Consider the following 25,396-nt stretch of genomic DNA (forward strand, 5'->3'; position numbering starts at 1 on the left):
GCCGACCCTTCCTCATAGGTGCTGTGTGTTTATAATTCCCTTGTAGACGTTCATTCGGTCGATGATCTTCTTCCTGTGATTTTCAATGGCTTTTCTTTGTTCATCGAGTTTCCGCAAATGATCTTCCAAGACCTTCAGACGCTTCTCTAAGACACTTCTAAGTTCCGCATCATTGGTTAATCTTCTTATCTCACTGATGCATCCTTCTTTTCCAAAATGAATGATCTCGTCCAGCGAGAGCCCCATCTTCTTTAAATCCTTGATAAATTCGATAAATGCAATGTCTTCGTCGCTGTAGCTTCTCGCCCCCGAACCATTCTTTTCCACCTTTGGAATCAAACCGATTTCTTCATAATAGCGAAGTGTATAGGCGGATATCCCCGTCAGCTCCGAAACGTCACTGATTTTATTCATCTTTCCTGTCCCCTTTTCCGTAGTATAAAAATTAGAGTTACCTCTAAGTCAAGAGCAATAACGTCTGATTTTTTTAATGGCAATCTTCTCAAGTGTTGTATGTGTCTTTTTGTGTCACTAATAAAAATTCCTGAAGGGCGGGAGAGATGTAACTGTCCTTTCGTGTAATGAATTGCGTGGGGACACTTGCGTATTTTTCAGGCAGCGGAATCTGTACCAGTTCGGGGTCATCGACAATTGCCTTCATCATGACCGCAATACCCATCCCTGCTTTAACACAGCCAATGATTGCCTCTATCGATCCAAATTCAAGAATGCGTTGTGGAAAAATAGCTTCTTCATGAAGCCACTTTTCCAGGTTGCTTCTGTAAGAACAGCCATGACTGAAAACGATTAAATTAGATGCACCGATATCCCTAAATGAGGAAAGTGAATGTTTGCTAATCAGGATCAGTTCTTCATTACGGAACAGCTGTGCATTTAGTTCAGGATGATGGACAATACCGGCAACAAAGGCACCTTCTAGCTTTCGCTCTGCGACAAGGCGGATAAGCTCAGTTGAAGTATGAGTTTCTAGAATAAGGTCCACTTCTGGAAAATTATTGCAGTAGCCGGCAAGTAATTGGGGCAACCGAACGGCAGCGGTCGATTCTGTAGCGCCGATTTTAAGCGTTCCGGATGGTTGTATCGAGCGGCTGCGAAGAGTATTCACGGTTTGTTCCATAAGCTGAATCATCTGTTCGGCATAAGGGAGGAGTGCTTTTCCATTTTCGGTCATTTCAACACCTTTGCCATTGCGGATAAATAAAGGAGCGCGAAGTTCATGCTCCAGTTGTTTAATTCTCATGGTAACAGTTGATTGGACATAGTTAAGTTTTTGAGCGGTCCGGGAAATAGAGCCTTCTCCTGCAACAGCTTTAAAAAGAATGAGGTCTTTGATCTCCATTGGGATACCTCCATTATTAACATCAAAATAAATGATATCAAATATTAAACATCATCATTTTACACGATATCTTCTGGCTTTTAAAATGAAAACGGGAGGTGTAGCGTCATGACTCAGCCGGAATCGGAGAATCTGGTTCTTGAGGGAAAAACTGGAGGTTATAAATGGATCGTGCTGCTACTTGCGACAGGGACGCAGGCAAGTGCGACAATGGTCAACTATGGGGTCGGCCCTCTGGCATATTTCTGGAAGCAGGAGTATCATCTGACTCAAATGCAGACCGGGACAATCATATCGGCGATGAGCATTGGGCCACTCGTTTGCATGCTGCTTATTGGCCGAATGCTGGATCGTTGGCAGGAGCGGCAGATTATCGGCTGGGGATCCATATTGCTCGGGCTCTCATTCTTGGCGGTAGCGAAAGTGCCCAGTTTTCCAGCCCTACTCTTCACTTTACTTGTAGCAGGAATGTTTTACAGTACGGCACAACCCGGAGGAAGCAAAGCTGTAATCAAGTGGTTCCCCCGTGAAATTCGCGGGCTGGCAATGGGGATACGGCAGGCAGGGATTCCTATTGGCGGTGGATTAGGAGGATTAATTATCCCCCCGATTTCGGTCATGTATGGATGGCCCTCTGCTGTTTTTGTCATTTCAGGATTATGCGCGGGAGCAGGGATCTTATTCCTGATTTTCTACAAAGAACCACCAACTTCTCATAGAGTTTCTATACATGGGTATGGAAAAACGTTTCATATGCAGATCGGAGCCATCCTTAAAGATAAGTCGCTCTATCCGATCTTTTTCGCAGGAATATGCATGATCTCCTTACAAATGGTTATGATTGGTCATCTCACTATCTTCCTTGTTCACAACGAGGCGCTCACTCCTGTGTTTGCCGGATTCGTATATTCTGTTGCGCTATTTTGCGGCATGGCGGGAAGGGTTCTGCTTGCATGGATCAGCGATTACCTTTTCCATGGCAACCGTCGTAGACCGTTTTTGATTTCTATTGTATCAACTTTTTTATTGATCTGTTTGTTTGCACTCAAACCGTTGACTTATCCGGTGTGGATCCTTTTTTTGATTAGCGGGTTACTCGGTTTTTTGGGGATGGGATGGTATAGTCTTTTTATTGTGGAAGTAGCCGAGAAGGCGGAAAAAGATTCGGTTGCCGTCACGGTAAGTTTTGCCTTGACACTTAATCAAGCAATGATTATCGCAGCACCCCCGCTGTTCGGATGGATCGTGGACACAGTTGGATATTCGTGGGCATGGCTGAGTCTTGCAGCACTCGTTTTTCTGGCAGGAGTAGGAATGTGGAAAAGCCAATAGTCGCCTTCATCTTTGCTGAAAAGTTGACGAAAACGCGTAATAAAAAGGCGACCTTGGTCACTCAGATGGGCTGTTTTTTATGTTTGGGCAGTAAAAGACAATCAGTGATTAAAGACCATTTCGCTTTCTGCCTTCTCGCGATATTGCTCCTTCAAAAGATCAACGAACAGTTCTGCCGCTTTCGATAATTGCCGCCCTTTCAAATAAACGATCTGCACCAATTGAGAGAGTTCTTCCGTGGCAAATGGAAGGCACGTCACGCAATCACTGTTTATTTCGCGGACAAATGGCTCAGGCAAAATGGTCGCTGCCACTCCGCTTTCAGCGAATTTGATTAAAGAATTCATCGTCGAGAATTCAAATTTAGGATCAATCGTAAAACCTTGTTTCTCAGCTTCATCATTTATCATTTCACGGACAAGAAAGTTTGACGGATATAATGCTAAAGGTAGTTTAACAAGATCACAAATCGACAGGACTTTTTTCTTTTGCAGATCCTTTAAAATGTCTTTGGTGGCAATTAATGAAAAATGTTCGGTGTAAAGCGGAATGGAGGTCAGATCAGGTAAATGATATGAGGAACGGACAACCCCTATCTCTTTTTTATTCTCCTCAATGTCCTCTATTGTCTCTTTCGTTGATTTTATATTTGCCTGAATCACAATGCCCGGATGTAAGTGATTGTATTGAATCAAAACACGCGTGATTAACTCGTTGCATGAAAAACCAAGCCGCAGGGTGCCTTCTGAACTTCCTTGAAGCTTTTTCAGCTTGGATTCAAATCCGGACAGTTCATTGAAAATGCGAGAAGAAGTTTGGTAAAGAAGTTCTCCAGCCTGTGTCGGATATATCTTTTTGCCGACACGGTCAAATAAACGTGACCCAATCTCATCCTCTAAAATCCGAATCTGCTGGCTCAAAGTGGGCTGTGAGATCCCCAACTTTTCTGCAGCTCTTGAAAAGTGAAGCGTCTGGTAAACCGATACAAAATATTTAAGATGCCGGATCTCCAAGTAAATCTCTCCCAACAAAAAAAGTGTATGGATCATTGTCCAAAAGTTTGTTCATAGTATATATCTATCATTTCTATAGAATAAATAGTATTGATCTATTATTATAGCCTATCTATACTTAGGTCACAAGATCGCAGGAGGATCAATTAATGAAATTATCGTTGGAGGCCATCTATTTTAAGCAAGATTTTTGATTCAATATCTAAAGAAGGGGATCATTCATTATGTTTGAAGTTATTATTGGTATGGCGACCGGGATTATTTTGCCGATACAAACAGCCATCAGTGTTAAGCTCCGAAAAGCACTTAAATCACCGCTTCGTGCAGCATTTGCCACCTTTTTCATTGCAGCCATTTTTTTAGGACTTATTCTCATTTTGTCCGGTCATTCGCTATTAATCGATCCAATCATTATTAGTGAACAGCCATGGTGGTTGTGGATCGGTGGATTTTTAGGTGTTATTTATGTGACCGGAAATATTATTTTATTTCCTCGTTTAGGCAGCGTACAGACGGTCATTATGCCGGTGCTCGGTCAAATTATTATGAGCATGCTCATTGACGATTTTGGATGGTTTGGCTTAGCACAACATCGTTTTGACTGGATACGTGGTGTTGGCTCTTTGCTGATTCTTGGAGGTATTATTCTCGCAGTATTAGTAGATCAACAACTGGAAAAGCAGAAAAGTAAATCAACCGACAATGTTAAATCAGGTATGCTTTTGCCATGGCAAATTATCGGCGTTTTACTTGGCATGTGCAACGCGACACAGACCGCTATAAACGGTCATTTGGGGGAAGTGATTCATTCACCGATACAGTCTACCTTCATTTCTTTTGTTATTGGAACGCTCACATTATTGATACTTACTCTTGTAAAAGATCGATCTTTAGGTATCTATCAAGGGTTAACTTCTGGTCAACCCTGGTGGATTTGGACAAGTGGATTATTCGGTTCCCTGTTCATTTTAGGTAATGCCTTTTTATCACCAAAAATCGGAACAGGTCTAACCGTTTCGATCGTACTCTTCGGACAAATTGCTGGAAGTTTACTCATTGAAAAGTTCGGCTGGTTGGAAGCTCAGCAAAAACGAATATCTAAAACTAAGCTCATCGGGCTGGTTATCATGTTAGTAGGTGTCATTTTAATTAAACTCGTATAAATAGAAAAATGTGTCATCTTTTATCAACTCACGTGTAAGAAAGTTTGATGAATATAATTGGTAAAGTATTAGTACAAGGTCACAAGATTGAAGGAGGATAAAATCAATGAAAATAAAAGCCTGGCTGCTTTTGCTCTTCTGTAATTTGTTTTGGGCCGGTAATATGATCGTCGGGAAAATTGTTACCGCGCAATTTCCAACAGTTTGGATGATATTTGCCAGATGGCTGATCGCTTTCCTTTTTTTATTGCCACTTGCCCACTTTCTGGAACATCCAAAATGGTGGAAACTATTTAAAGAAAATTATCAAATCCTTCTTTTTATGTCTGTTATTGGAACCGCTCTTTACAATTGGATCACCTATACGGCTTTAAGATACACAACATCACTCAACGCTTCACTGATCAACGCCCTTAATCCAGGTCTGATTATCTTATTCTCGGCAATATTGCTGCACGCCCGAATGAAGATCGGACAAATAATTGGATTAGTTCTATCTTTCGCAGGTGTATTACTTGTCATTACTAAAGGACAGCCGCTGCTGGTCTTCCAGACGCATTACAATAAAGGGGATGCCCTCATGCTGATTGTTATTTTTATGTGGGCGATCTATTCCATTGTCGGACGGGCGGCAAAAAACGTGCCCCCAATTACACTAATCACCATCACTTCATTTATAGGGTTTATTGTAACGCTTCCGTTCCTGCCATTGTATCCGATAAAACTATCAAATCTCAATTTGTCGGCAGTGATTGGAATAGTTTTTATTGGTATCTTCCCGTCGTTTCTTTCCTTTGTGATGTGGAATATGGCAACGCGAATGTTAGGTCCCGGAGTCGCCGGACTGTCGATGAATCTAATCTGTATCTTCACAGCGATCATCAGCGCCATACTGGGTGCAAAACTTCTCCCGTCTCAAATAATTGGTGGCTTAATTATTATTTTCGGCATCGCATTAAGTTCGGGAACCCCGCTTTTCCACAGAAAAGTATCTTTGAAAAAAGCAGAGCTGTTCAACAAACCATGAGCAGTTCTGCTTTTTTAGACCATAAGTTGAACAGCCACGCATATCACCTCTGTAGAATTGGTTGGTGCTACTATTATATTGAATCATTCAACCCCGAAAAGATAGATGATGTCTGCGCGGGATGCTACAATCAAATTGTTCTAGGTAAAAATCTAAGATTCAGAACTTAACTTTGAATTATGAGGAGTGCTATATTCGATGATCTATAATTATTGCCCTGTGTGTGGTGAAAAATTACTTGGTAAGCTTGCAGGTGACGATGGACCAACCCCATTTTGTCCCCAATGTGACAAATTTTGGTTCCCAACATTTTCCGATTGCGTGATTGTCCTCGTCACAAATGAACTAAACGAAATTGCTTTAGTAAAAATGCCGTATCTTTCGCAAAAATATGAGTCATTAATCTCTGGTTACATGAAGCCGGGTGAGACTGCTGAAGTTGCAGCTCACCGTGAAGTACAAGAAGAACTGGGAATCTCTTTAACTAGTCTTCGATATTCAGGAACATATTGGTTTGCCAAAAATGAGGCACTAATGCATGGATTCATTGGTACGACTGTTAAACAAGACTTCAAAATATCTGACGAATTAGCCTCCGCCAAGTGGGTTCTTGCAAAAGATGCACCACAGTATATGTTTCCAGATAGCCCAGGTAACGCTGCATTGGCAGTCTATCGAAATTTTATTCGAGAAATCCATTAAAATACTTCTGAAATTTATAATGTATTCGTTGGGTAGAGTATTTTGAGATTGTCCAACATTAGCTCGTTTGGTATCATATGGGGTTGCCCAAGAAGCAGATTCATCTCGTCATTAAAATGGACGAATTTTCTCCGCTGGCACCCTTTAATAAATCCATTTTCTCAGGGGAAACTTCACCATACCTCAGCTCTCTCTATAAAATACGCCAATATAGATTATTAATATTTACTATGTGGTCGAGCCGTTTTCGCAGCCTGTTTGGATTGATGGTTGAATAGAGTGTAAGAAAGCGCAACAAAAATAACTACGATCCCAAAAATTTGAAGACGGCTGGGAATAAAGCCACTTATCAATATATCAATCAGGATCGCAACGAGCGGATCCAAATAAGTAAGGGCAGAAACGGTTGTCACTTTGAGCCGGCGTATGCCCCCGTAAAAAAGCAAATAAACGATCCCCGTATGAACAACTCCTGTAACTATACTATAAAACCATTCGGATAAAGTTAGCTGCGTGTAAAGTGAATAATCAACAAATGGAAATAACATTACGACCCCCGTCAAAGTTTGTATCAGGGTTACCGCATATGGACTGGCTCGTCTGATTTTTTTGCCCGTCAGAATAACAAAGGCATAAAAAAAAGCAGCAACAGCAGCATCCAGTGGTCCAATGAAGGATTGACCTCTGTGCATCGTTTCCAGCGTAAGCCCTGAAGTAAAAAGAGAACCAATAAAGGCTAGTATAACAGATAACAGACCGAGCCCTTGGATCGGTGCCTTTAGAAAAATCCAGCTAATCACAAGGACGATAATCGGTGCAAGATTGTAAATTGAAATGACAATCGTAATCGCTGTATGCTCAAATGAAGCAAAAAACAGGATCCAGTTCAATACGAGCAGAACCCCGCCAAGGACAATGATCGGTACCTCTCTCTTTCCCCATTTCTCTTTTTTATAACGTCCGCTGAAAAACCAATAGGCAGCTAAAAAAAGTGCTGCGCTGACGCAGCGGATAAAAACAAGTTCCATTGACGGCAGTCCAGACAGTCGCGAGAAAAATCCGATGGTACCGACAATGATCATGGCCAGACTTAGCTGAATAAAAGCAATTTTATCCACTGATTAAACCCCTTTCGTGAAGCGGATATTTCCAAGCGATTGTCCATACAACCTTTTCTTTTATGACTCAATTATAGGCAGGAACTAATTATCAGTAAAATAGATGTTTATGAATTGATATATCGGAATAAACGATGTTAAATAGAAATAAACAAGCATAAGAGGAGTTTTCCAATGGAAATCAGACAACTCAAAACGTTTCAGGCCATTGTCAATGATGGAGGATTCATGAAGGCTGCAACTAAACTTGGCTATGCTCAATCCACAGTAACTGGACATATTCAGGCAATCGAGGAAGAGTTGGGAAAACCGCTGTTTGATCGGATTGGAAAACAAATGGTTCTTACGGAAATCGGGAAACAACTGCTGCCCTATGCTAATGAAATCATCGTATTGATGGAAAAGGCAATCCAGTTACCTGCAAACAAAAAGGAAATGACCGGAACACTTGTGATTGGTGCATCTGAATCATTGACAACTTATCGACTTCCTTCAGTCATCCGCACTTATAAAGCCCAGTTTCCTCGAGTGCAGATTATTCTTAAACCGTTAACAGCTGAAGATATGTACGAAGAACTGAAACGAGGGCAATTGGATCTTGCTTTTCTCATGGACAAGTTGATCACTAATGAAGAATTATGCACCATACCTCTGGTTACTGAAAAAATGGCTCTCGTCCTCTCAAATCAGCAGGCAAAAAGAGCAGGAAAATCCTCGAAAGATTTTCTTCCTGCTGATGAAGTGATTTTATATACCGAACGTGGATGTGCCTATCGTTATTTTTTTGAAAAAATATTGAACACCCATGCCTATACTCCAAATAATACGCTTGAATTTTGGAGTATTGAGGCTTTAAAACAGTGTATCATCTGCGGATTGGGTGCTTCCTTTTTGCCATTAGTTACAGTCAAAAAGGAATGGATGAATCATGAGTTGACCTGCATTCTGACCAAGGAAGATAGGATTAAGACGCAGATGATTTATCATAAAAATAAGTGGTTGTCCCCCGCTACTCAAGCGTTCATCAAAATGGTAGAAGAAGAGGCAGAGGTCTGGAAAAAGGCCTGACAATTCAGAGAGTGCTTTATATCAATCTCAGAATTATCAAATAGGCTAAAACAAAGTTCATCATTATCAATTACAATAGTTGATTAAGCTAACTAACCATTCGTCACGCTAATTCAAATAAGGAAGAAGATCTGAAATTGCGGATCTTCTTCTTTATTCCTTGAAAATCCGTTTCAGTATTAAGTCAAAATCAGTCCATTCGTTTAGCTTACGGTTTATTACTGAAGAATGTCTGTCCTTTACGCCTCTTTTCCCTCATCGAAAAGTAAGAAATAATCCAGAAAAGAATCCATCCGACCCCTATGGATACTGCGGCTATGATCTTCCCCTGACTGGCCGCCATCCATTCTTTCGTCACAGGAAGACGCAGCGAAATGCCGATGATCCCCATAATGCAGATCCATGGAATGAATCCCCACCAGGTTTTTCGTTCCTCTTTCTTGCGGCGGAACAGCATCACTATCACAGCGATTAAAAATATGGAGATGATGGTGATCGCCGCAGTATCAGGCACGTAGACGGTCAGCCAATCCGGCGAGAAAACCGTTATCAGGACAAACAGACCCAGCACGGCACAGCAGACGAGCCAGAGCAGTAAATAACTAACTGCTTTTCTCTTGAAAATTTTCGCATAGATCGTTCTATGAAGGACAGAAAAGATGAGAATAACAACCAGATAACTCAACAGCCCATTCAGTATAAGGACAATAAAGTTGATCCCCTTTCCCGGACTCGTAAAAACGTTAAGCAACTCAAAAAACGAGCTGATGGCGAAAATCAGGCCGGACAGCTTCAGAATTTCAATTTTACTGGCTTTCCCAAGATTTCCGATCATCTCATTGGCTGCCTTCTGAGGACTTTTTCCAAAAAATACGGCAGCACTTTGGCCTTCATTTTGAGCCGAGCGAAGATCCTGAAGAATCTGCATCAGCAAAGTTTCCACTTCATAATCATCATAAAAGATGCCTGCTGTCCGGATGTACAGGAGCAACTGCTCATAATACGCCTTATTTTCCTCATTCAGCTCACAGCGGAGCCGATTGTTCTGCTCAATCATCTCTTTCACTTCATCATTCTTTTTCTTCATCGATGTACCCTCCATTACGCGTGATCAGATGATCAACATTCGTTGTCAGACGGGCCCATTGGTCGATAAATTCCGCACAATGGATCCTTCCCTGCGGCGTGATCCGATAATATTTCCTGTCCGGACCGTCCGGCGAATGTCTCATCATACTGTTCAGATAGCCCTGCTTCTCCAGTTTCTGCAGCAGCGGGTAGACGGTTCCGGCAACAATCTCCGTAAAGCCATAAGTTTTTAACTTCTGAACCAGTTCATATCCGTATACCTCGTCTTCCAAAACGACGAGCAGAACACAACCTTCCAGAACACCTTTCAGCAGCTGGGTCGCTTTCACGTTGCTCACCAGATCCTTAGCTAATTTGTATAACATACTAGTATAGATGTTATTATATCGATATTTGCCTATTATGTAAAGCATAATAGTGTATGCTTCAACAAGATGTTTTTACTGGACAAAAAACCCGTTACTGAGAACAGGAGATGTTGCTTAGTAGGGTCAAACTGCGCGACTCTTTTCTCCACATGATTGGATGACTAACCATCGTCATCAGATTTTTTAATTTTCCATATAATCTTTTTATCAGATCAATTCAATGTTGGATCGAGTTGCTTAACGACTTTTAAAAAGTTGTTAACAATTGGTGAATTATTTCCCTTTTTCCAAGCAAAAGACATTTGATAAGCCTGTTGAAGTGTCCCAAATAATGGCTTGTACACAATATCATTCCGTATATATTTTGCTGATTCATTGATTAATGCAATACCTAATCCAGAGGAAACAAGTGCTAATACCGTCTGCATGTCTTTGGCTGTTTGAATGTTTTTTGGGCTAAAACCCGCATCCATGCAGACCTTAACCATTGAATCATAATAAAAAGAGCCTACTTCTCTAAGGGGCGCCACAAAAGGCTCATTGCCAAGATCGCTCACAAAAATTCTTGTTTTTGAAACTAAGTTATGATGAATGGGCAAACCAACTAAATATGATTCAAATCGGCATTCGACATCACTATCGTCAGACAAACGTAAGAAATGATCACTCAGCCACCAATTTCGTTTATGAGTTCAGCTCACGACGAACAGGCCGTTTAACCGATTTTTTATTGGTTAAATAAACGCCAAAAATGACAACGAGACCACCGATAATTTGAAAAAGGTCAATCCTAATTCCTAATAAGACACTGAGGATTGCCGTAAATACCGTAATCAAATTCATAAAGATGCCTGTATGGCTTGCCCCCACCACCGGGACGCCAATATTCCAGAATAACAGCGAACCCACAGAAGGGAAAATGGCCAGATAAAGAATTCCATAGGTTGTTGCGGGGGTAAAGGACCAATTAAAATTTGAGTGAATGAAAAATGGTAGCATCAGCAGCAAACTGAAGGCAACCGTAACAGCAGTTGCTCCAATTGGTGGTAAATCTTTGATCCTCTTGCTGAGCAGCGTATAAAAAGTCCATGAAATAATTACTATAAGCATGAACAAATCCCCGGCATTGTAATTAATCGCAAAAACGCGCAAAAAATCTCCATGGGTAAGAACCAGCAGCACACCGACCAATGAAACAAGCAATCCTAAAGCATTGACTTTACTTAATTTTTCTTTTAATAACCAGGCTGCAAAAATCGCAATCATGGCCGGATTGACCGAATTGATTAACGCTGCATTCAGAGATGTCGTAAAGTAAAGGGCTTCATATAATAAAATATTGTAGCCAATGATACCCAGAACGGAAAGAAGAAGTAAGATTTTCCACTCCTTCCAAATGGATTTCCAATCCGGCTTTTCAATGAGTTGTGCGAGTGGGAAAAGAATAATCGCTGCGATCAGCCAACGTAAAAAATTGATCTGAATAGGTTGCATTGCACCGATTACATACTTACCGCAAATATAGTTACCTGCCCAAAAAAGGTTAGCAAAAATAAGAAAAACGACAGCCGTTGATCTTCTCAAAACACTTACCTCCCGGATTTTTCGATCGTTATTAATATTTTTTATAAATAATGTTGTTTTTTGCCACTCCGTCGTTTGGAGCGGGAGGTGCGAGACTCACGGATCGCCCGCGGAAAGCAAGCACCTCTAACGGAAAACAACCGCCAAGTTGAACACTTTTTAGTGGGAAGGAATCATCAAGTTCATGCCGTCCCCCAGATTCAAAAACATCCAGAGCAGCGACGGTGATCTTCTTCGTAACCAGCACCTGATATAATCCGTCACTATCGATCAACTGCCCTCTTCCCTTATTGATCAGATAAGCTGAATTTTTCATGACTTCAAACGCTTTTCATTAACGATACCCATTGTCTCTTTAAGACGCCAAGAAGTTTTTAAATGATTCATCCAAACCCTGCCATTTGCGCGTATGCTCCGATTGCATTTGTGGGAAATTGATCCTACTTGTCGGACGCTCTAATCTATTCTGTTTCGGCAAGACCCCTTGCCTTTGACTAACAGTCGCCATGCCAGGTGCACTAAAAAAAGCGATACCCTTCTTCAGGCATCGCGCATCTAAAATGGATCAAATTTATGCTTTTTCCATTACTGCAAAGTAATTTTCTTCATCATCTGCAAAGTTAAAGACTCTTCCGGAGGGAAGTTCTACAATTTCTCCAACTGTGACATTTTTGTTTGTCAAATCACGATATAATTGATCGAGATTTTCCGTAAAAAACATGATAGACGGTGTTCCTAGATTCATTTCAGGATTCATTTTAGCAATGACCTCCTTATTATGAAGAACAATGCTCGTTGCTGCACCCTTGGGAGCAACTTCTATCCACCTCATCTGCTCATTGTTTTCTTCAGAAATGACCTCAAAACCCAATTTTTCTGTCCAAAAATCCCTTGCTTCGTCCTGATTATTAACGTACAACATGATTTGACCGATTTTACTAATCATTGATTTTACACTCCCTTATAGAAGTAATGAATAAATTTAATGCTTCTACCCCTACTGACGCAGTGTTACAAATTAGTTCAGGGATTCGACAAGTTCGTCCAAACGGCTCCATGTTTCGGTAATACCCTGCAGCATGCCCATGTCCATGACCGTCTTAAGTGCCTCTGCGGACACATATTCAGCGTGGTTGATCAGCTTCGTCTTTTCACCCAAATCGATGAATTCCAGTGTGATCTCACTCGATGGCATGGCATCATTCACATGACCTTCAGCATCTGAAAAGTAATCGGTATAGACGATCTTCTCAGGCTCGATAATCTCCTTATAAACCCCTTTACCCCACGATTCCATTCCATAAAATTGGCCTTGATTCTGATCGACACACTTCATACAGTAGTGCCACGCACCTCCCGGATGGAAATCAATGGTGCAGACCGGAATCTCCCAGCCTTTCGGTCCCCACCAATGTTTCAGATGTTCCGGCTCTTTAAACATCTTGAATAATAGATCGCGTGGTGCGTCAAAAACGCGCTCCAGTACAAGTATCCGCTCGTTCTCTACTCTCGATACCATGGCATGGTTTGACATTGTCGTTCCTCCTTGATCATGAGAAAATTTTACGGCTTTTCCTTATCTTGTAGTTCCTTCAAATAATCATCCAGATTGTCGAATCTTTCCTGCATTACGCGCTGGAAGGACCGTATCCATGAATCCAACGCCTGGAATGGCTCGGGCCGGAGCCTATAGATTCGGCGGTTCGCTTCGGCCTTCACTTCGACAATCCCGCTGTCGCTAAGCACTTTTAGATGCTTCGACGTTTGGGGCTGCTTCAATCCCAGCTGTTCGGTGATTTCCCCCACGGTCAGGGGGCCGCGGCGCAAGAGTTCGACGATATTCAGACGATTGGGTTCAGACAAAGCGCTCAGTGTCGACACGTTTACGTCTGGCATGTCACTCACCTCGTCAAGTGATGGTCGCCAGTAAACTGTCAGTTACATCATCACTAGTAGTATCATCCCGGTGTTTATATTATACGCGAAGAGGAATATTCCTGTCAAGGAATATTAAAAAACGAAATGTCGTCAACTCAGTGGATCTATACGCCTACAGATTTCATGACAAAAATGTTTTTTCCATTCTATAATTAGCTGTAAGAAAAAGTCTGTTGCTGAGTTGACAGATAATACGCATCAAAAAATACCAACAGTACTTATTTAGGCATCAGGGAGGGATTTAACCAGGAAAGTGGATCTGCTGAGCCTACAATTCTGTACATTCAGAGAGCCATATCAACGAGCTTGGAGTCATTATCAATAAAAACGCGGATGCCATCAATAAAAATCTATCACCTATCGATGAACACCGAGTTTTTATCAATAAGAATGAGAAAAGTATCAGTAAAGCTAAATATTCAGAACAAATATGCCCATTCATGATCATGATTTTTCTGTTTTTGGACAGAACAAGCGGGTTCCTTAGTTTACCACTCACATCTCATAAGCGAAAACGATCAGAATATCGTCCCAACCATTTTTTGAGTGCATCATGTCTTGAACAACAGCAGCAAAATGAAACAACTTTATTTGTAGTTAAACATCTTTATTGTCATTCAACACGATAATAGTAATAGCAGACGAACAATGATGCTGATAAATACAAATAAAGTTGTTTACTCACAAAAGCACAAAACAGCATTCTTCCGGTTAAATAAGTGGCCATTTAAAAAAATGGTTGTTTACTCAAGCTGCAATTCCTTTGATCGCCCACAGACATCGTGACAAAAAAGTTCTTTACTGATCAATAATTGGAGCAATAACCTATTGTGCAATAAGCAACCAATACCCAAAAACCCAATCGAAAATTTTAACGTAGTTGCTTGCAATGTTATCGTGCCCACGGCTTTTTAACTGCATTCCGTCCTGCTGCTCCCTTTTGTCACTTCGTTGCTTTTCTTATCCGCATTCCTAACCTCTGGGAATAAGAACATGATAAGTGGACAAATCACGCCGAATAGTACCCCACTGAGTATAAGCACAAAGGACATACCGGCACCTACACCACTCCCAAGATATTGGCCTTAATAAGGTACTTTCTTAAAACTCTATTTCACTAGAATTTTTTGTATCAGCAAACCAGCGTAAGACTTGGTTGTGGTGATTAATGATTTGTTGTGCAGTTAAATCTTTTGTATCCCACGTACTATGTGTATCTTTAACTAGCGTGACACCATAACCCATACTAAATGCTCTTCTACAAGTCGTATCAACACATACTTCAGTTTGTATTCCAGTCAGAATCAAATGGTTAATGTTTCTTTTCTTTAGTTCTTCATCTAAATCAGTGTTTAAGAATGAGTCCGGAGTTGCTTTTTGGATGAAAATATCAGAATCAGTTGGAGTAAGCTCCGGATATATCTCCCACCCTTCTGTTCCATATTCTAATGGTTTTCCAACAGGGGCGTTGTGTTGGATAAAAAAGATCGGTACATGAGCAGTACGAGCTTTCTGAATTAACATTTTTAAATTACTTATTAGATTTGTTCCGTTATATACTGGATTTTCATCGTAAAACATACCATTTTGTACATCGATAATTAATAATGCTGTCTTTTGCATTTTGATTATTCCTCCTATAAAAGAACGCACGTTCCCTTCAAAGGTACAGGATAATCTAATTCTTGGCAAGAAAAAAGTAAAATACCACAGTTCAACGATACTGCGCAACATCACCTGTCCTCGGTAAAGGACTTTTTTGTCCAGTAAACAACTTTTTTTGCAAGTAAAGCACTTTATTTCCATGCGACAATAGATAAAAGCAGACGAACAATGATTGTAGTTTTAGAATAAAGTTTGATCAAAAATACCTCATAAGCCCACATCTTGCGTTAACTTAAAGGAACCCGTTTCGAAAATAAGAAGTCGTCAATGTAGTGGGAACAAAGTGCCAACAGTTGGCATATCAATTCTTCAATTCACGCTCTCTAAGTGAATATTAAATCTCTCCCCAATATAACTCCGTTTCATATATATAAGGTACTTTACCGTTTTTCTCATATCGATTAAATAACTTTTTTAATTCATCCATCATAGGTTCGTAGTTAGGATGTTCAGGCATAGGCGTATAGGAGGAAGACATGATTCTTCCACGTAGACCTTCAAAATCAAATAATTGTTGTATTTTAAAAACGGACTTTTCCATAGTGTTTTCTTTAAAGAATAATTGCAATTCATCTTCCGAAATGTTTTTATGATTCACTTCGGAATAATCAATACCATAGTGAAGCAATAAATGTTCTATCCCTTCTAAAAAAGGGGTTCCTTTTATTTGACGTGTATTCCAAACTAAAATAACCTTACCACGTTCTTTAAGAATTCGTTTAAATTCCATTTTTGTAACAGTACGATCGAACCAATGGAACGATTGTGCACAAACTATAAAATCTACGGAATTGTCACGTAAACATGTTGATTCTGCTGAACCTGCCACAGCACGAAAGTTCGTTTCATGTCCAAGTATTTGCACAGAAGCTTCTCGCATTTCCTGATTGGGTTCTACTCCAATAACTTTAGTACCTCTTTCAACTAATAATTTTGAGAATATTCCTGTTCCTGACCCAATATCAGCCACGGTCGAATTCTCATCAAGTTTGACAATATCATATAAATAATCAATTGCATCACTAGGATATGTTGGACGATACTTCACATAATCCTTAACCCTGTTTGAAAATGATTGTTTTATGCCCATTACCTACCATACTCCTCCATTTGTATTTTAGGTTTTTTCAGTAGAAAAGGATTGTCTATGTATCGAATATATCCATCTGAATCTGCAATCAGCCCTTCTTGATACAAAACGCACCCTTTAGTTGCAAAAACTTTACTAAACCTGGGTCTTTACTTATAAGGCAACCAAGGTTTGCCTGTTAACGGCTGTATCTTCTTCAAGAAACGCTTTTTCTATCATATCAAATTGGGTTAATTAACATCGTTGGCTAACATGTCCCATAACTTTTCGCTAATAAGTATTCGTTTGTCCCAATGATTTTTAATGCCTGTCAAACCACACATCGACCTTTTGGCTGATGTTTTTTGCTGAAAATTCCAGTTTCAACTTTATTTATCCTTAACAACTGTTCATTTATGCAGCCATTCCATGATTCACCCACAGATTTAATAACAAAAAAATCCTTCACTGCCCTATAATTAAAGAAATGAACTACTGCGCAGCTGCCGAATATTGAGCAATAGGAGATAAATGATTTGAAATCAATAAGAAAAGCCGACATAGACGAACTTAATGCCGTTTATATGATGGGATATGATTCTTGGGGAAAAGGACTTTCAAAAGATGATTATATTAAATTGTGCCATCAGTCTCCAAAATATCCAACGGGAACATGGTTTATATTGGAAGAAGAAGGAAAATTATTGAGTTCTCTTATCATCTATCATCTTAACAACAGTCTAATTGGTATCGGCTCCGTTGCTACAGCAGTTGACGTTAGAAAACAGGGAAACGCGACTATATTACTGAAAAAGATAATTGATTTGTTTCCAAAAGGAACAGTTTTTTGCTTGTATAGTGATGTTGAGCCTAAAATATATGAAAGAATTGGATTTAAATCTGTTGCAGAAGAAAATCAGCCATACCATGATACAGTATTGATGTATTATCCTGACAATTTTAATTTTGAACAGAACAGTTACCCTAAATATTTTTGATCGTCTTAATGCTGATTTTACTTTTTCTTGTTGCACTGTACGACGATACTGCGCAACATCACCTATCCTCAGTAAAGGACTTTTTTGTCCAGTAAACAACTTTTTTTGCAAGTAAAGAATTTTATTTCCACACGACAATAGAAAAAAGCAGACGAACAATGATACATTCGTCTGCTTTTACTATTATTCCACCGTTACCGACTTGGCAAGGTTTCTTGGTTTATCAACATCGCATTCGTTCTGCAGGGCCGCGTAGTAAGCGATCAGCTGCAGAGGAATGGCGCAAACAAGTGGTGTATAGGTTTTGTGCACTTTCGGGAGCACGATTTGGTCGCCCGGCTGCTCCGTGACACCTTCCATGCTGATGATGCAGGTGTGGGCGCCACGGGCAAGGACTTCTTCGACATTATTGCGGATGCTGTTATTAACGTTCTCTTGTGTGGCAAAAGCGAGAACCGGTGTGCCGTTTTCGATCAACGCGATCGTGCCGTGCTTAAGTTCGCCACCGGCAAACCCTTCCGCCTGAATATAGGAAATTTCCTTCAGCTTCAGAGCGGCTTCCATGCAGACATAGTAGTCGAGGCCGCGGCCGATGTAGAAAGCGTTGCGCGTGATTGACAGAAAGTCGCGGGCGATTTCCTTCAGCTGTGCTTTATCATCGACCATCTGCTCCATCGCCTGAGCGGCGATGCTCAGCTCGTGGACGGGGTCGAAATCAAGAGCAAGCCCTTTTCTTCCGGCGGTTGCCACCGCGATGAACGAAAGGACGGCCATTTGGGCCGTATAGGCCTTCGTTGAGGCAACAGCGATCTCCGGTCCCGCGTAGAGCAGCATTTTGTAATCTGCTTCACGGTACAGCGTTGAGCCTTCGACATTAGTCAGCGTCAGCGTCGGGTAACCCATTTTCTTTACCTTCACAAGCACAGCCCGGCTGTCCGCCGTTTCTCCGCTCTGCGAGATGAACAGGAACAAGGGATTCTTTGACAGAAGTGGCATATTATAAGAGAACTCACTCGAAATATGCACTTCAGTCGGAATGCCGGCCAGATGCTCGATCAGATGTTTTCCGACAAGTCCCGCGTGATAGCTTGTGCCGCAGGCAATAATATACAGACGGTCGCAATCTGTGACAGCCTGAATGACGTCCGGGTCCACCGTGATTTTTCCATTGTCGCCGCTGTACTTCTGAATCAGTCTGCGGATCACAGCCGGCTGTTCGTCGATTTCTTTCAGCATGTAGTGCGGATACGCGCCTTTTTCCGTATCATGCGCATCAAACGATACTGTATAAGGCTCACGTGTTTTGACGTTTCCATCCAGATCCTTGATCGTATAGCTGTCTCTCGCCAGCTCGACAATTTCCTCATCCATCAGTTCAACGTACTGTTTCGTCTGCTGAATCATAGCTGTAGCGTCACTGGCTACAACGTTGAAACCATCGCCTGTACCGATCAGAAGCGGACTTTTATTTTTAGCCACATACAGCATATCGCTGTTTTCAGAATCAAGCAGCGCGATCGCGTATGATCCGTCGATGAACTTCAGCGTTTTCCGCAGCGCTTCTTCAACACCCAGTCCATTTTCTACAAAATGCTCAATCACCTGAACAACGACTTCCGTATCCGTGTCACTCTTCAATGTCACATCGGGAATATACTCTGCTTTCAGTTGGCTGAAGTTTTCAATAACCCCGTTGTGGACGATCGTAAAACGTCCGGAAGCGCTCTGATGCGGGTGGGCATTGCGTCTGTTCGGCACGCCGTGTGTCGCCCAGCGCGTATGACCGATACCGAGTGTTGATTGAACGGCAGGATCAACAATTTTCCGCAAAACATCAATCCGACCCTTTTCCTTAAAAACATGGACACCATCGCTATTGAGCAAGGCAATGCCTGCCGAGTCATAACCCCGGTATTCAAGATTGCTGAGTCCCTTCAGCAAAATGTCGCGTGCATCCTTATCGCCAATATAGCCTACAATACCGCACATAGGATTCCCTCCTCGTGAGGCAAGAAAGCCTTGGGGGTTGAAATCTTGCCCCACTTGTTCAAATTGGTTTATGCCTGCTGTCCGGCTTCTGTACAGAAAGTTGCCCTCCTGTTTTGTGCTCGGACTAACGGCTGCAAGCAATCCGAGAGGCATCCGCCGAATCTTTCGATAAACCTCTCCCTCGTCAACTATTCCTGTGTTTCTCCGTCTGCCGGAATAGTCCAGGCGCTTTATATTTAGTTATACGACCCTCTTTTCCATTTCCGAGTAAAGCTCAATCTGTTCACAATCAATCAAATTTTACTTAAAATCAAGGACACTGTCAATCAGAGGCTGATTCATTACACTTCCTATATATATTCGCACAGATCATATCCGGTGATACTGAAACATACCCTATGCTTAGAAAGCTGCTAAAGCCGGGTTCCGTTAATTATCCCTGGATCTGACCGTCGATTTCTTTCACAACAGACTGGGCGATCCGGTCAACATAAGCAGCACATTCTTCTTCCGTCGGTGCTTCTGCCATAACGCGGATCAGCGACTCGGTGCCGGACGGGCGGACCAGAATGCGTCCGTCACCAGCCATTTCGTCTTCTACCTGCTTAATGGTTTCGGCGACTGCCTGATTATCCGTGACATGAAACTTGTCGACAACCCGAATGTTGACCAGTTTCTGAGGATACGTACGGACACCGGACGCCAGTTCAGATAGCTTCTTGCCGGTCACTTTCATGATGCTGACAAGCTGCAGAGCGGTTAGCATGCCATCTCCTGTTGTCGCGTAATCCAGAAATATGATATGTCCGGACTGTTCGCCGCCAAGCGAGTAGCCGCCTGCACGCATTTCTTCCATGACATACCGGTCGCCGACCGTCGTCTGTTTGGTTTCGATCTGGGCCGTCTGCAAAGCCTTATAAAGACCCAGATTGCTCATGACCGTAGTCACCAGTGTATTTTTATTCAACTGGCCCTGTGATTTCAAATACGTGGCGCAGATATACATAATCTTATCGCCGTCAATCACGTTGCCCAGTTCATCCACAGCGATCAGCCGGTCACCATCGCCGTCAAAAGCGAGTCCGCAGTCCGCGCCTTTTTCCTGAACAAACGCGGCGAGTGCTTCCGGATGTGTCGATCCGACACCATCATTGATATTTTTCCCATTAGGCGATGTACCGATTGTCACAATATCCGCTTCCAGGTCTGCGAACAGATGGGGAGCGAGCGAGCTGGTCGAGCCGTTGGCGCAGTCCAGAGCGATGCTCATTGATGAGAAGTCGTCTTCCTGAATCGTTGTTTTCAGGAACTGCAGATATTTTTGGCTGCCTTCAAAATAATCGCTTGAAGTGCCGAGATTTCCGCCAACCGGGCGCGGAAGATCATCCGTCTCCTTTGCCAGAAGCGATTCAATATCCTCTTCAACTTCATCGCTGAGCTTGAAGCCGTCACTGCCGATAAATTTGATCCCATTATCCGCAAAAGGATTGTGCGAAGCCGAAATCATGATGCCAGCGCTGGCGTCCATGGCCTTTGTTAGATAGGCAACACCGGGAGTAGAGATCACGCCCAGTCTCATGACTTCAACACCGATTGAGAGCAGTCCCGCATTCAGCGCGTCTTCGAGCATGTTCCCTGAAATACGGGTATCGCGCCCGACCAATACTTTCGGGTGCTCCGTCGTCTTGGTCAGAACATAGCCTCCCGCTCTTCCGAGTTTAAAGGCCAGTTCCGGTGTCAGGCCTTCATTTGCAATTCCTCTGACACCGTCGGTTCCAAAATACTTTGCCATTTTTCTAATCGCTCCTATCTTTCCGCTCGTCCGAGCTCGCCGCTCTATTTTAAACTCCGGTATTCTTTCTGTCAAAATAATGATTTAGCGTCCCCAAGTTGCAAGAATCAACTGATACGTACATCCAGAACTGCTGGCGTGGCTGATGCGATCAGTCCATTTGGGACGTCCACATGAACAGCGACCTGCTGGTCACCGGTATTTAGCCCGTTAAGATCAACATTTGCTTTAATATCATTCGTGTTCAATTGATCAAGAGATGAGGAGCTCCCTGTAACTGAGACATTGACGTTTCCGCTGTTTCCGAGGGTCGCCGTTCTTCCAGCGGCAAGTCCTGTAACCGATACCGGGATATTATTGAATTGCTTCGACACATTCCCCTGGTTCGATCCTGAAGTGGCGGAAGTGGTGCTGCTTCCGCTGCTAGGAACGCTGCTTCCTGAGGTGTTTGGTGCTATATGAACGGTCACTGTGACTTTGGTTGGTGAAACAGTCGTTGCTCCTGCGGGAAGCGGCACATCTACGCTGAACGCTTTATCCTGTTTCAGCCCGTCAACAGCTACAGAAACAGGAAGGGTATCCACAATCTGGTTCAGTGTATTTCCATCCTGCGCAGAAACAGTGACACTATTTGTGGACAGATCGATCGAAGTGACTGAATAACCCTTTGCCGGAGTCCCGGTTGTCAGTGCCTGGAGGGTCACCTGCTTTGACGTTTTGGTGATCGGCACGCGGACATGTACAGAAGACGGTTCAACCGTTACGTCCATCTGATTTCCGTTACTATTGTAGGCGTGCAGTGTGATCATTTTGTCCACTGTCGCATCGGCGCCTTTGACGTCCACGACGCCTCTGATAAACGCGATTGAATCAATCGTCTGCCTCCCGCCTGTGACCGTGACCGTGTTCGGATCAATGGTCGGGCTTCCTATAGAATAAACATTCCCTATCGTATTTTTATTCAAAACATCGATAGCTATCGGAAATTCTTTACTTGTCCGTTCTTGAATCGTCACCCTTACAGTGCCCGGAACAGCCTTCACCGACAATCCGTTTGGAAAACCTGATGTCTGAACCCGAACGTCATACGTACCCGGTTTCATCCCGTTCAGGTTAACAAACGCACTCTTAGAACCCAAAAGTCTGGCTTTCAGGATCAGATTGCTTGAGCCGTTCATCCGAATGTCTACTGATTGGGGCGCCCCGCTGACCACAAATTTATTCGCGTCATATTTCAGATTCAGATTCTCCGTAATTGTTGATTGTTCCAGAGGATTGACAGCAATTCCGGACGGATTTGGCGAGGGAGTCTGGCCGGCCGAAACAATGGCATAGAGCATCAGCGCCATGACAAAAGAAATAATTTTTACGAGCCAGTTTTTGTGCAGAAGTTTATCCATTGCGTTTCCCTCTCCAGTTCCACCGTAAAGAAGATGCCGCGCTTTCAGGTTCATTCAGCTCATGCTGCAGCATTTCCGTCAGCTGCTCTTCCGAAATGTCGCGGAATAACTCGCCGTTCTTCGTCACTGTAATCCCACCGGTTTCCTCCGATACAACAACAGTCAGAGCATCCGTTACTTCACTGACCCCCATCGCAGCCCGATGTCTTGTCCCGAGCTCCTTGGAAATAAACGGACTCTCGGATAAAGGAAGGTAGCACGCCGCCGCGATGACTTCATTGCCTCTAATAATCACCGCGCCGTCATGAAGCGGCGTATTCGGAATGAAAATGTTAACCAGCAATTGGAAGGTTAAGTTGCCATTCAGAGAAATTCCCGTTTCAATATAATCATTGAGTCCCGTTTTACGTTCAATGGACATCAAAGCGCCGATTCGCCGTTTCGCCATATATGAGGATGCTTTGACAATCGCATCGGTCATTTGTTTGTGCTCTTCTTCCACGATGGCGCCCCGTGAAAAAAGTCGACCCCGGCCCAGCTGCTCAAGCACGCGGCGCAGCTCGGGCTGAAAGATCACGATAATTGCAAAAAGGCCATATGTAATCGCATTATTAAGAATCCATTCCAGCGTTTTCAATTGGAACAGACTGCTCAGAAACCATACGGCAACAATAACCAGTATACCCTTCGCTAGCTGGACGGCCTTTGTGCCACGAATGATCAGGATCACTTTATAAATGAGATAGGTCACAATTAATATATCTATAATATCTGTTATATAGTTCAGAATGTTAAAATGAGTCCAAAAAGCCATGGCTTTCATCCTCCAGATCAGCTGCTCTTCCTCAAACGCCTAAATCCCGCTTAGCACCTCTCTTTTAAAAAACGGAGCCGGGCACTCATGCGTCATGCAGAACAAGTCCCTTTTTAAGCCTGAGAGTGCTTTACAGACCACTCGAACAAACTCCTCAGGATCTTCTTAGAGCAGAAAACTCACTTTATTAATGATAACCCGAAATGAATGATTATAGTAGTGCCGTTTCAGTCACAAACGGCGTGTTCCTCATTCTATGCCTGCCTGTCTGAAAAGATGATTAAGGCAGTCACAGCCTGTTTTCCGGTGCCTTGAGCAGAATGAATCGGTCTCTGTCAGTCTTTCCCTGCACCATATTCTGGCGTCCTGCCGCAATCACAATCAGTGACATGGGCAGTGCGCAAACGGCCGCGGCAGCGATGAAGGGATGGCGGGATGTCCATTTCCTAATCGCGTGACGCTTTTCTGCCGGCAATTGTTCGAGAACATTTTTCGTAAAATCAATGGGCAATTGAGGGTGTACCAGCTGGTTCAACAGTTCAGTTGATTGCTTTAACTCTTGAAAATGTCTGCGGCAGTTTTCACAAGTGGCCAGATGTGCAAAAAGTTCATCCCGCTCCGACTTTGTTGCTTCGTCATCCAGAACTTTATTCATCAGTGACACGTATTTTTTATTAAAGCATGTCATCCTCTTCACCTCTTGAAGCTTTCATATTCTTCCTCAACAATTCCCGCCCGCGGTGAACCCTGGTTTTTACTGTACCGACAGGAATGTTCATGATTTCACTGATTTCTTTCAGACTGAGATCCTCAATGTATTTCAGAATAACGGCCGACCTGTATTTTTCCGGCAGCTCTCCAATTTCATGCTGAATCCATTTCTCGGTCTCATCGCGCACGATCTGCTCATCAGGCGGAGTTTCACCACCTGGTAGTATCGTGTTCAGAGCCAGCCCCTCGGTCCCGGGAATTTCCGCATCAAGAGACACGCTCGGTTTCTTTCGACGCAATGAATCAATCGAGAGATTGGTCGCAATGCGGAAGATCCATGTTGAAAAATTGCGGTCGCTGTCAAATTGAGAGATATGGTTATAGGCGCGTATGAAGGCTTCCTGCGAGAGATCCTCAGCTTCCTCACGGCTTCCGACCATTCGCAGGCAGATAGTATAGACACTGTTTTTATACCTGTCAACCAGCTCGGCAAAGGCCTGGTGGTCTCCTTTTTTTACCTTCTTAATCAGCCGCTTTTCTTTCTGGTCCATTATAATCCTCTTTCACAGCAGTATTTTATACGGCAGATCCTTATTCCAAGTTTCAAAATAAAGCCGATCATTAAAAACAAATTGAAAAATTTTCAAACAGTCCATGGTTTACATATTTATTAATAAGGGTATTTTATTCTATTGAAATCAGCTCTTAAAGACAGATCATTCCGTCTTATAGCACGCTGATTCGCTTTCGGAAGACACATGGTCACATTCATTTATTCCTGCGGTTTTCATAAGGGAGCGGCCGCCTGATTCAGTATTCTGGATGCCGCTCTTACAAAATTCGGAGGTGGTTAAATGGACAAGCAGCAGTTAAGCTCGAAAATTGAAAAAGTGCGCGGCCAGCTGGTCCAAACTGCCAGCCATGAATCCCTGTCTTCTTCAAAAATGCAACAGATCAGCAGCCGTCTCGATCGTTTATTGAATAAATACGAGCGGCTGATCAAACAGCAGGAACACAAGGTCCTTTGATCCGGCGTTTTGCAGCTGATGGATTAATCAGATTATACCATAACCGGGGCTAACTTTTTGATATCGCTCCATTCTTATGATTGACAGAAGCAGTCATATATCGGACAATAAAGTAAACTGTCAGTTTACTTTATTGTCTTTTTTCGTTAGAGGAGGCGCTATTCAAAA

Annotated in this window: 27 protein-coding genes; 7 read left to right on the forward strand and 20 right to left on the reverse strand. The window is 42.7% G+C overall.

Annotated elements, in window-relative coordinates; genetic code table 11:
* Positions 1–12: 12 nt before the first annotated feature.
* Positions 13–414, reverse strand: coding sequence for a MerR family transcriptional regulator (locus tag E4665_RS06590; protein ID WP_135348004.1), 402 nt, complete (start codon positions 412–414; stop codon positions 13–15).
* A gap of 88 nt (positions 415–502) precedes the next feature.
* Entirely contained in the window at positions 503–1,360 is an 858-nt protein-coding gene (locus E4665_RS06595) for a LysR family transcriptional regulator (protein ID WP_135348005.1), read from the reverse strand.
* 108 nt (positions 1,361–1,468) lie between these two features.
* Between E4665_RS06595 and E4665_RS06600 the strand changes: the two genes are divergently transcribed.
* The gene (locus tag E4665_RS06600; RefSeq protein WP_135348006.1) at positions 1,469–2,692 is read left to right on the forward strand and encodes an MFS transporter; all 1,224 of its coding nucleotides are present in this window, start codon (positions 1,469–1,471) and stop codon (positions 2,690–2,692) included.
* Between the two features lie 101 nt (positions 2,693–2,793).
* On the opposite strand, the gene E4665_RS06605 is transcribed toward E4665_RS06600, so the two are convergent.
* Positions 2,794–3,705: a LysR family transcriptional regulator gene (locus tag E4665_RS06605; protein ID WP_167815135.1), complete on the reverse strand. Its 912-nt coding sequence runs from the start codon at positions 3,703–3,705 to the stop codon at positions 2,794–2,796.
* Between the two features lie 224 nt (positions 3,706–3,929).
* On the opposite strand from E4665_RS06605, the gene E4665_RS06610 reads away from it, so the two are divergent.
* From E4665_RS06610 to E4665_RS06620, 3 genes are all read left to right on the forward strand, one after another.
* Complete coding sequence (locus E4665_RS06610) at positions 3,930–4,868, forward strand: DMT family transporter (protein ID WP_135348008.1); 939 nt, start codon at positions 3,930–3,932, stop codon at positions 4,866–4,868.
* 106 nt (positions 4,869–4,974) lie between these two features.
* The gene (locus tag E4665_RS06615; RefSeq protein WP_135348009.1) at positions 4,975–5,895 is read left to right on the forward strand and encodes a DMT family transporter; all 921 of its coding nucleotides are present in this window, start codon (positions 4,975–4,977) and stop codon (positions 5,893–5,895) included.
* Positions 5,896–6,093: 198 nt separating this feature from the next.
* Positions 6,094–6,597 (forward strand): NAD(+) diphosphatase, encoded by a 504-nt coding sequence (locus E4665_RS06620; RefSeq protein ID WP_135348010.1) that lies wholly within the window; start codon positions 6,094–6,096, stop codon positions 6,595–6,597.
* Positions 6,598–6,815: 218 nt separating this feature from the next.
* On the opposite strand, the gene E4665_RS06625 is transcribed toward E4665_RS06620, so the two are convergent.
* Complete coding sequence (locus E4665_RS06625; RefSeq protein ID WP_135348011.1) at positions 6,816–7,715, reverse strand: DMT family transporter; 900 nt, start codon at positions 7,713–7,715, stop codon at positions 6,816–6,818.
* A gap of 174 nt (positions 7,716–7,889) precedes the next feature.
* Here E4665_RS06625 and E4665_RS06630 point away from each other — a divergent pair, with 174 nt between their 5' ends.
* Positions 7,890–8,783, forward strand: coding sequence for a LysR family transcriptional regulator (locus tag E4665_RS06630; protein WP_135348012.1), 894 nt, complete (start codon positions 7,890–7,892; stop codon positions 8,781–8,783).
* A 208-nt stretch (positions 8,784–8,991) separates the two neighbouring features.
* On the opposite strand, the gene E4665_RS06635 is transcribed toward E4665_RS06630, so the two are convergent.
* The 10 genes from E4665_RS06635 to E4665_RS06680 all read right to left on the reverse strand — a co-directional run bounded on the left by E4665_RS06635 (position 8,992) and on the right by E4665_RS06680 (position 16,517).
* Positions 8,992–9,870: a DUF1129 domain-containing protein gene (locus E4665_RS06635; RefSeq protein WP_135348013.1), complete on the reverse strand. Its 879-nt coding sequence runs from the start codon at positions 9,868–9,870 to the stop codon at positions 8,992–8,994.
* Positions 9,854–10,201, reverse strand: coding sequence for a PadR family transcriptional regulator (locus tag E4665_RS06640; protein ID WP_135348066.1), 348 nt, complete (start codon positions 10,199–10,201; stop codon positions 9,854–9,856). The genes E4665_RS06635 and E4665_RS06640 overlap by 17 nt, the downstream gene beginning before the upstream one ends.
* Positions 10,202–10,452: 251 nt before the next feature.
* Entirely contained in the window at positions 10,453–10,890 is a 438-nt protein-coding gene (locus E4665_RS06645) for a LysR substrate-binding domain-containing protein (RefSeq protein WP_167815136.1), read from the reverse strand.
* A gap of 34 nt (positions 10,891–10,924) precedes the next feature.
* Complete coding sequence (locus E4665_RS06650) at positions 10,925–11,824, reverse strand: DMT family transporter (protein ID WP_135348015.1); 900 nt, start codon at positions 11,822–11,824, stop codon at positions 10,925–10,927.
* Positions 11,825–11,855: 31 nt separating this feature from the next.
* Positions 11,856–12,140: an NAD(P)-dependent oxidoreductase gene (locus E4665_RS06655; RefSeq protein ID WP_135348016.1), complete on the reverse strand. Its 285-nt coding sequence runs from the start codon at positions 12,138–12,140 to the stop codon at positions 11,856–11,858.
* A gap of 255 nt (positions 12,141–12,395) precedes the next feature.
* Positions 12,396–12,770 (reverse strand): VOC family protein, encoded by a 375-nt coding sequence (locus E4665_RS06660; protein ID WP_135348017.1) that lies wholly within the window; start codon positions 12,768–12,770, stop codon positions 12,396–12,398.
* Between the two features lie 72 nt (positions 12,771–12,842).
* Positions 12,843–13,358 carry an SRPBCC domain-containing protein gene (locus E4665_RS06665; protein WP_135348018.1) on the reverse strand — a complete coding sequence of 172 codons (516 nt, stop codon included), beginning with the start codon at positions 13,356–13,358 and terminating at the stop codon, positions 12,843–12,845.
* Positions 13,359–13,387: 29 nt separating this feature from the next.
* Positions 13,388–13,720: an ArsR/SmtB family transcription factor gene (locus E4665_RS06670; RefSeq protein WP_135348019.1), complete on the reverse strand. Its 333-nt coding sequence runs from the start codon at positions 13,718–13,720 to the stop codon at positions 13,388–13,390.
* Between the two features lie 1,143 nt (positions 13,721–14,863).
* Positions 14,864–15,385, reverse strand: a complete 522-nt coding sequence (locus E4665_RS06675; protein ID WP_135348020.1) for a cysteine hydrolase family protein — start codon at positions 15,383–15,385, stop codon at positions 14,864–14,866.
* A gap of 376 nt (positions 15,386–15,761) precedes the next feature.
* A complete protein-coding gene (locus tag E4665_RS06680; RefSeq protein ID WP_135348021.1) occupies positions 15,762–16,517 on the reverse strand; it encodes a class I SAM-dependent methyltransferase in 756 nt (251 codons plus the stop codon).
* Positions 16,518–17,032: 515 nt separating this feature from the next.
* Here E4665_RS06680 and E4665_RS06685 point away from each other — a divergent pair.
* Positions 17,033–17,494, forward strand: a complete 462-nt coding sequence (locus E4665_RS06685) for a GNAT family N-acetyltransferase (RefSeq protein ID WP_135348022.1) — start codon at positions 17,033–17,035, stop codon at positions 17,492–17,494.
* Between the two features lie 183 nt (positions 17,495–17,677).
* Here E4665_RS06685 and glmS read toward each other — a convergent pair whose 3' ends face one another.
* From glmS to sigW, 6 genes are all read right to left on the reverse strand, one after another.
* A complete protein-coding gene (gene glmS / locus E4665_RS06690) occupies positions 17,678–19,483 on the reverse strand; it encodes a glutamine--fructose-6-phosphate transaminase (isomerizing) (RefSeq protein WP_135348023.1) in 1,806 nt (601 codons plus the stop codon).
* A 433-nt stretch (positions 19,484–19,916) separates the two neighbouring features.
* Complete coding sequence (gene glmM, locus E4665_RS06695) at positions 19,917–21,275, reverse strand: phosphoglucosamine mutase (RefSeq protein WP_135348024.1); 1,359 nt, start codon at positions 21,273–21,275, stop codon at positions 19,917–19,919.
* Between the two features lie 107 nt (positions 21,276–21,382).
* A complete protein-coding gene (locus tag E4665_RS06700) occupies positions 21,383–22,675 on the reverse strand; it encodes a CdaR family protein (RefSeq protein WP_135348025.1) in 1,293 nt (430 codons plus the stop codon).
* Positions 22,668–23,489: a diadenylate cyclase CdaA gene (cdaA, locus tag E4665_RS06705; protein ID WP_135348026.1), complete on the reverse strand. Its 822-nt coding sequence runs from the start codon at positions 23,487–23,489 to the stop codon at positions 22,668–22,670. Before cdaA ends, E4665_RS06700 begins: the two co-directional genes overlap by 8 nt.
* Positions 23,490–23,778: 289 nt before the next feature.
* Positions 23,779–24,177: an anti-sigma factor family protein gene (locus E4665_RS06710; protein WP_135348027.1), complete on the reverse strand. Its 399-nt coding sequence runs from the start codon at positions 24,175–24,177 to the stop codon at positions 23,779–23,781.
* Positions 24,164–24,751, reverse strand: coding sequence for an RNA polymerase sigma factor SigW (sigW, locus tag E4665_RS06715; protein WP_135348028.1), 588 nt, complete (start codon positions 24,749–24,751; stop codon positions 24,164–24,166). The genes E4665_RS06710 and sigW overlap by 14 nt, the downstream gene beginning before the upstream one ends.
* Before the next feature lie 303 nt (positions 24,752–25,054).
* Between sigW and E4665_RS06720 the strand changes: the two genes are divergently transcribed.
* A complete protein-coding gene (locus E4665_RS06720) occupies positions 25,055–25,228 on the forward strand; it encodes an aspartyl-phosphate phosphatase Spo0E family protein (protein WP_135348029.1) in 174 nt (57 codons plus the stop codon).
* Positions 25,229–25,396: the final 168 nt, after the last annotated feature.

The organism is Sporolactobacillus shoreae (assembly GCF_004684935.1).
GTDB lineage: Bacteria > Bacillota > Bacilli > Bacillales > Sporolactobacillaceae > Sporolactobacillus > Sporolactobacillus shoreae.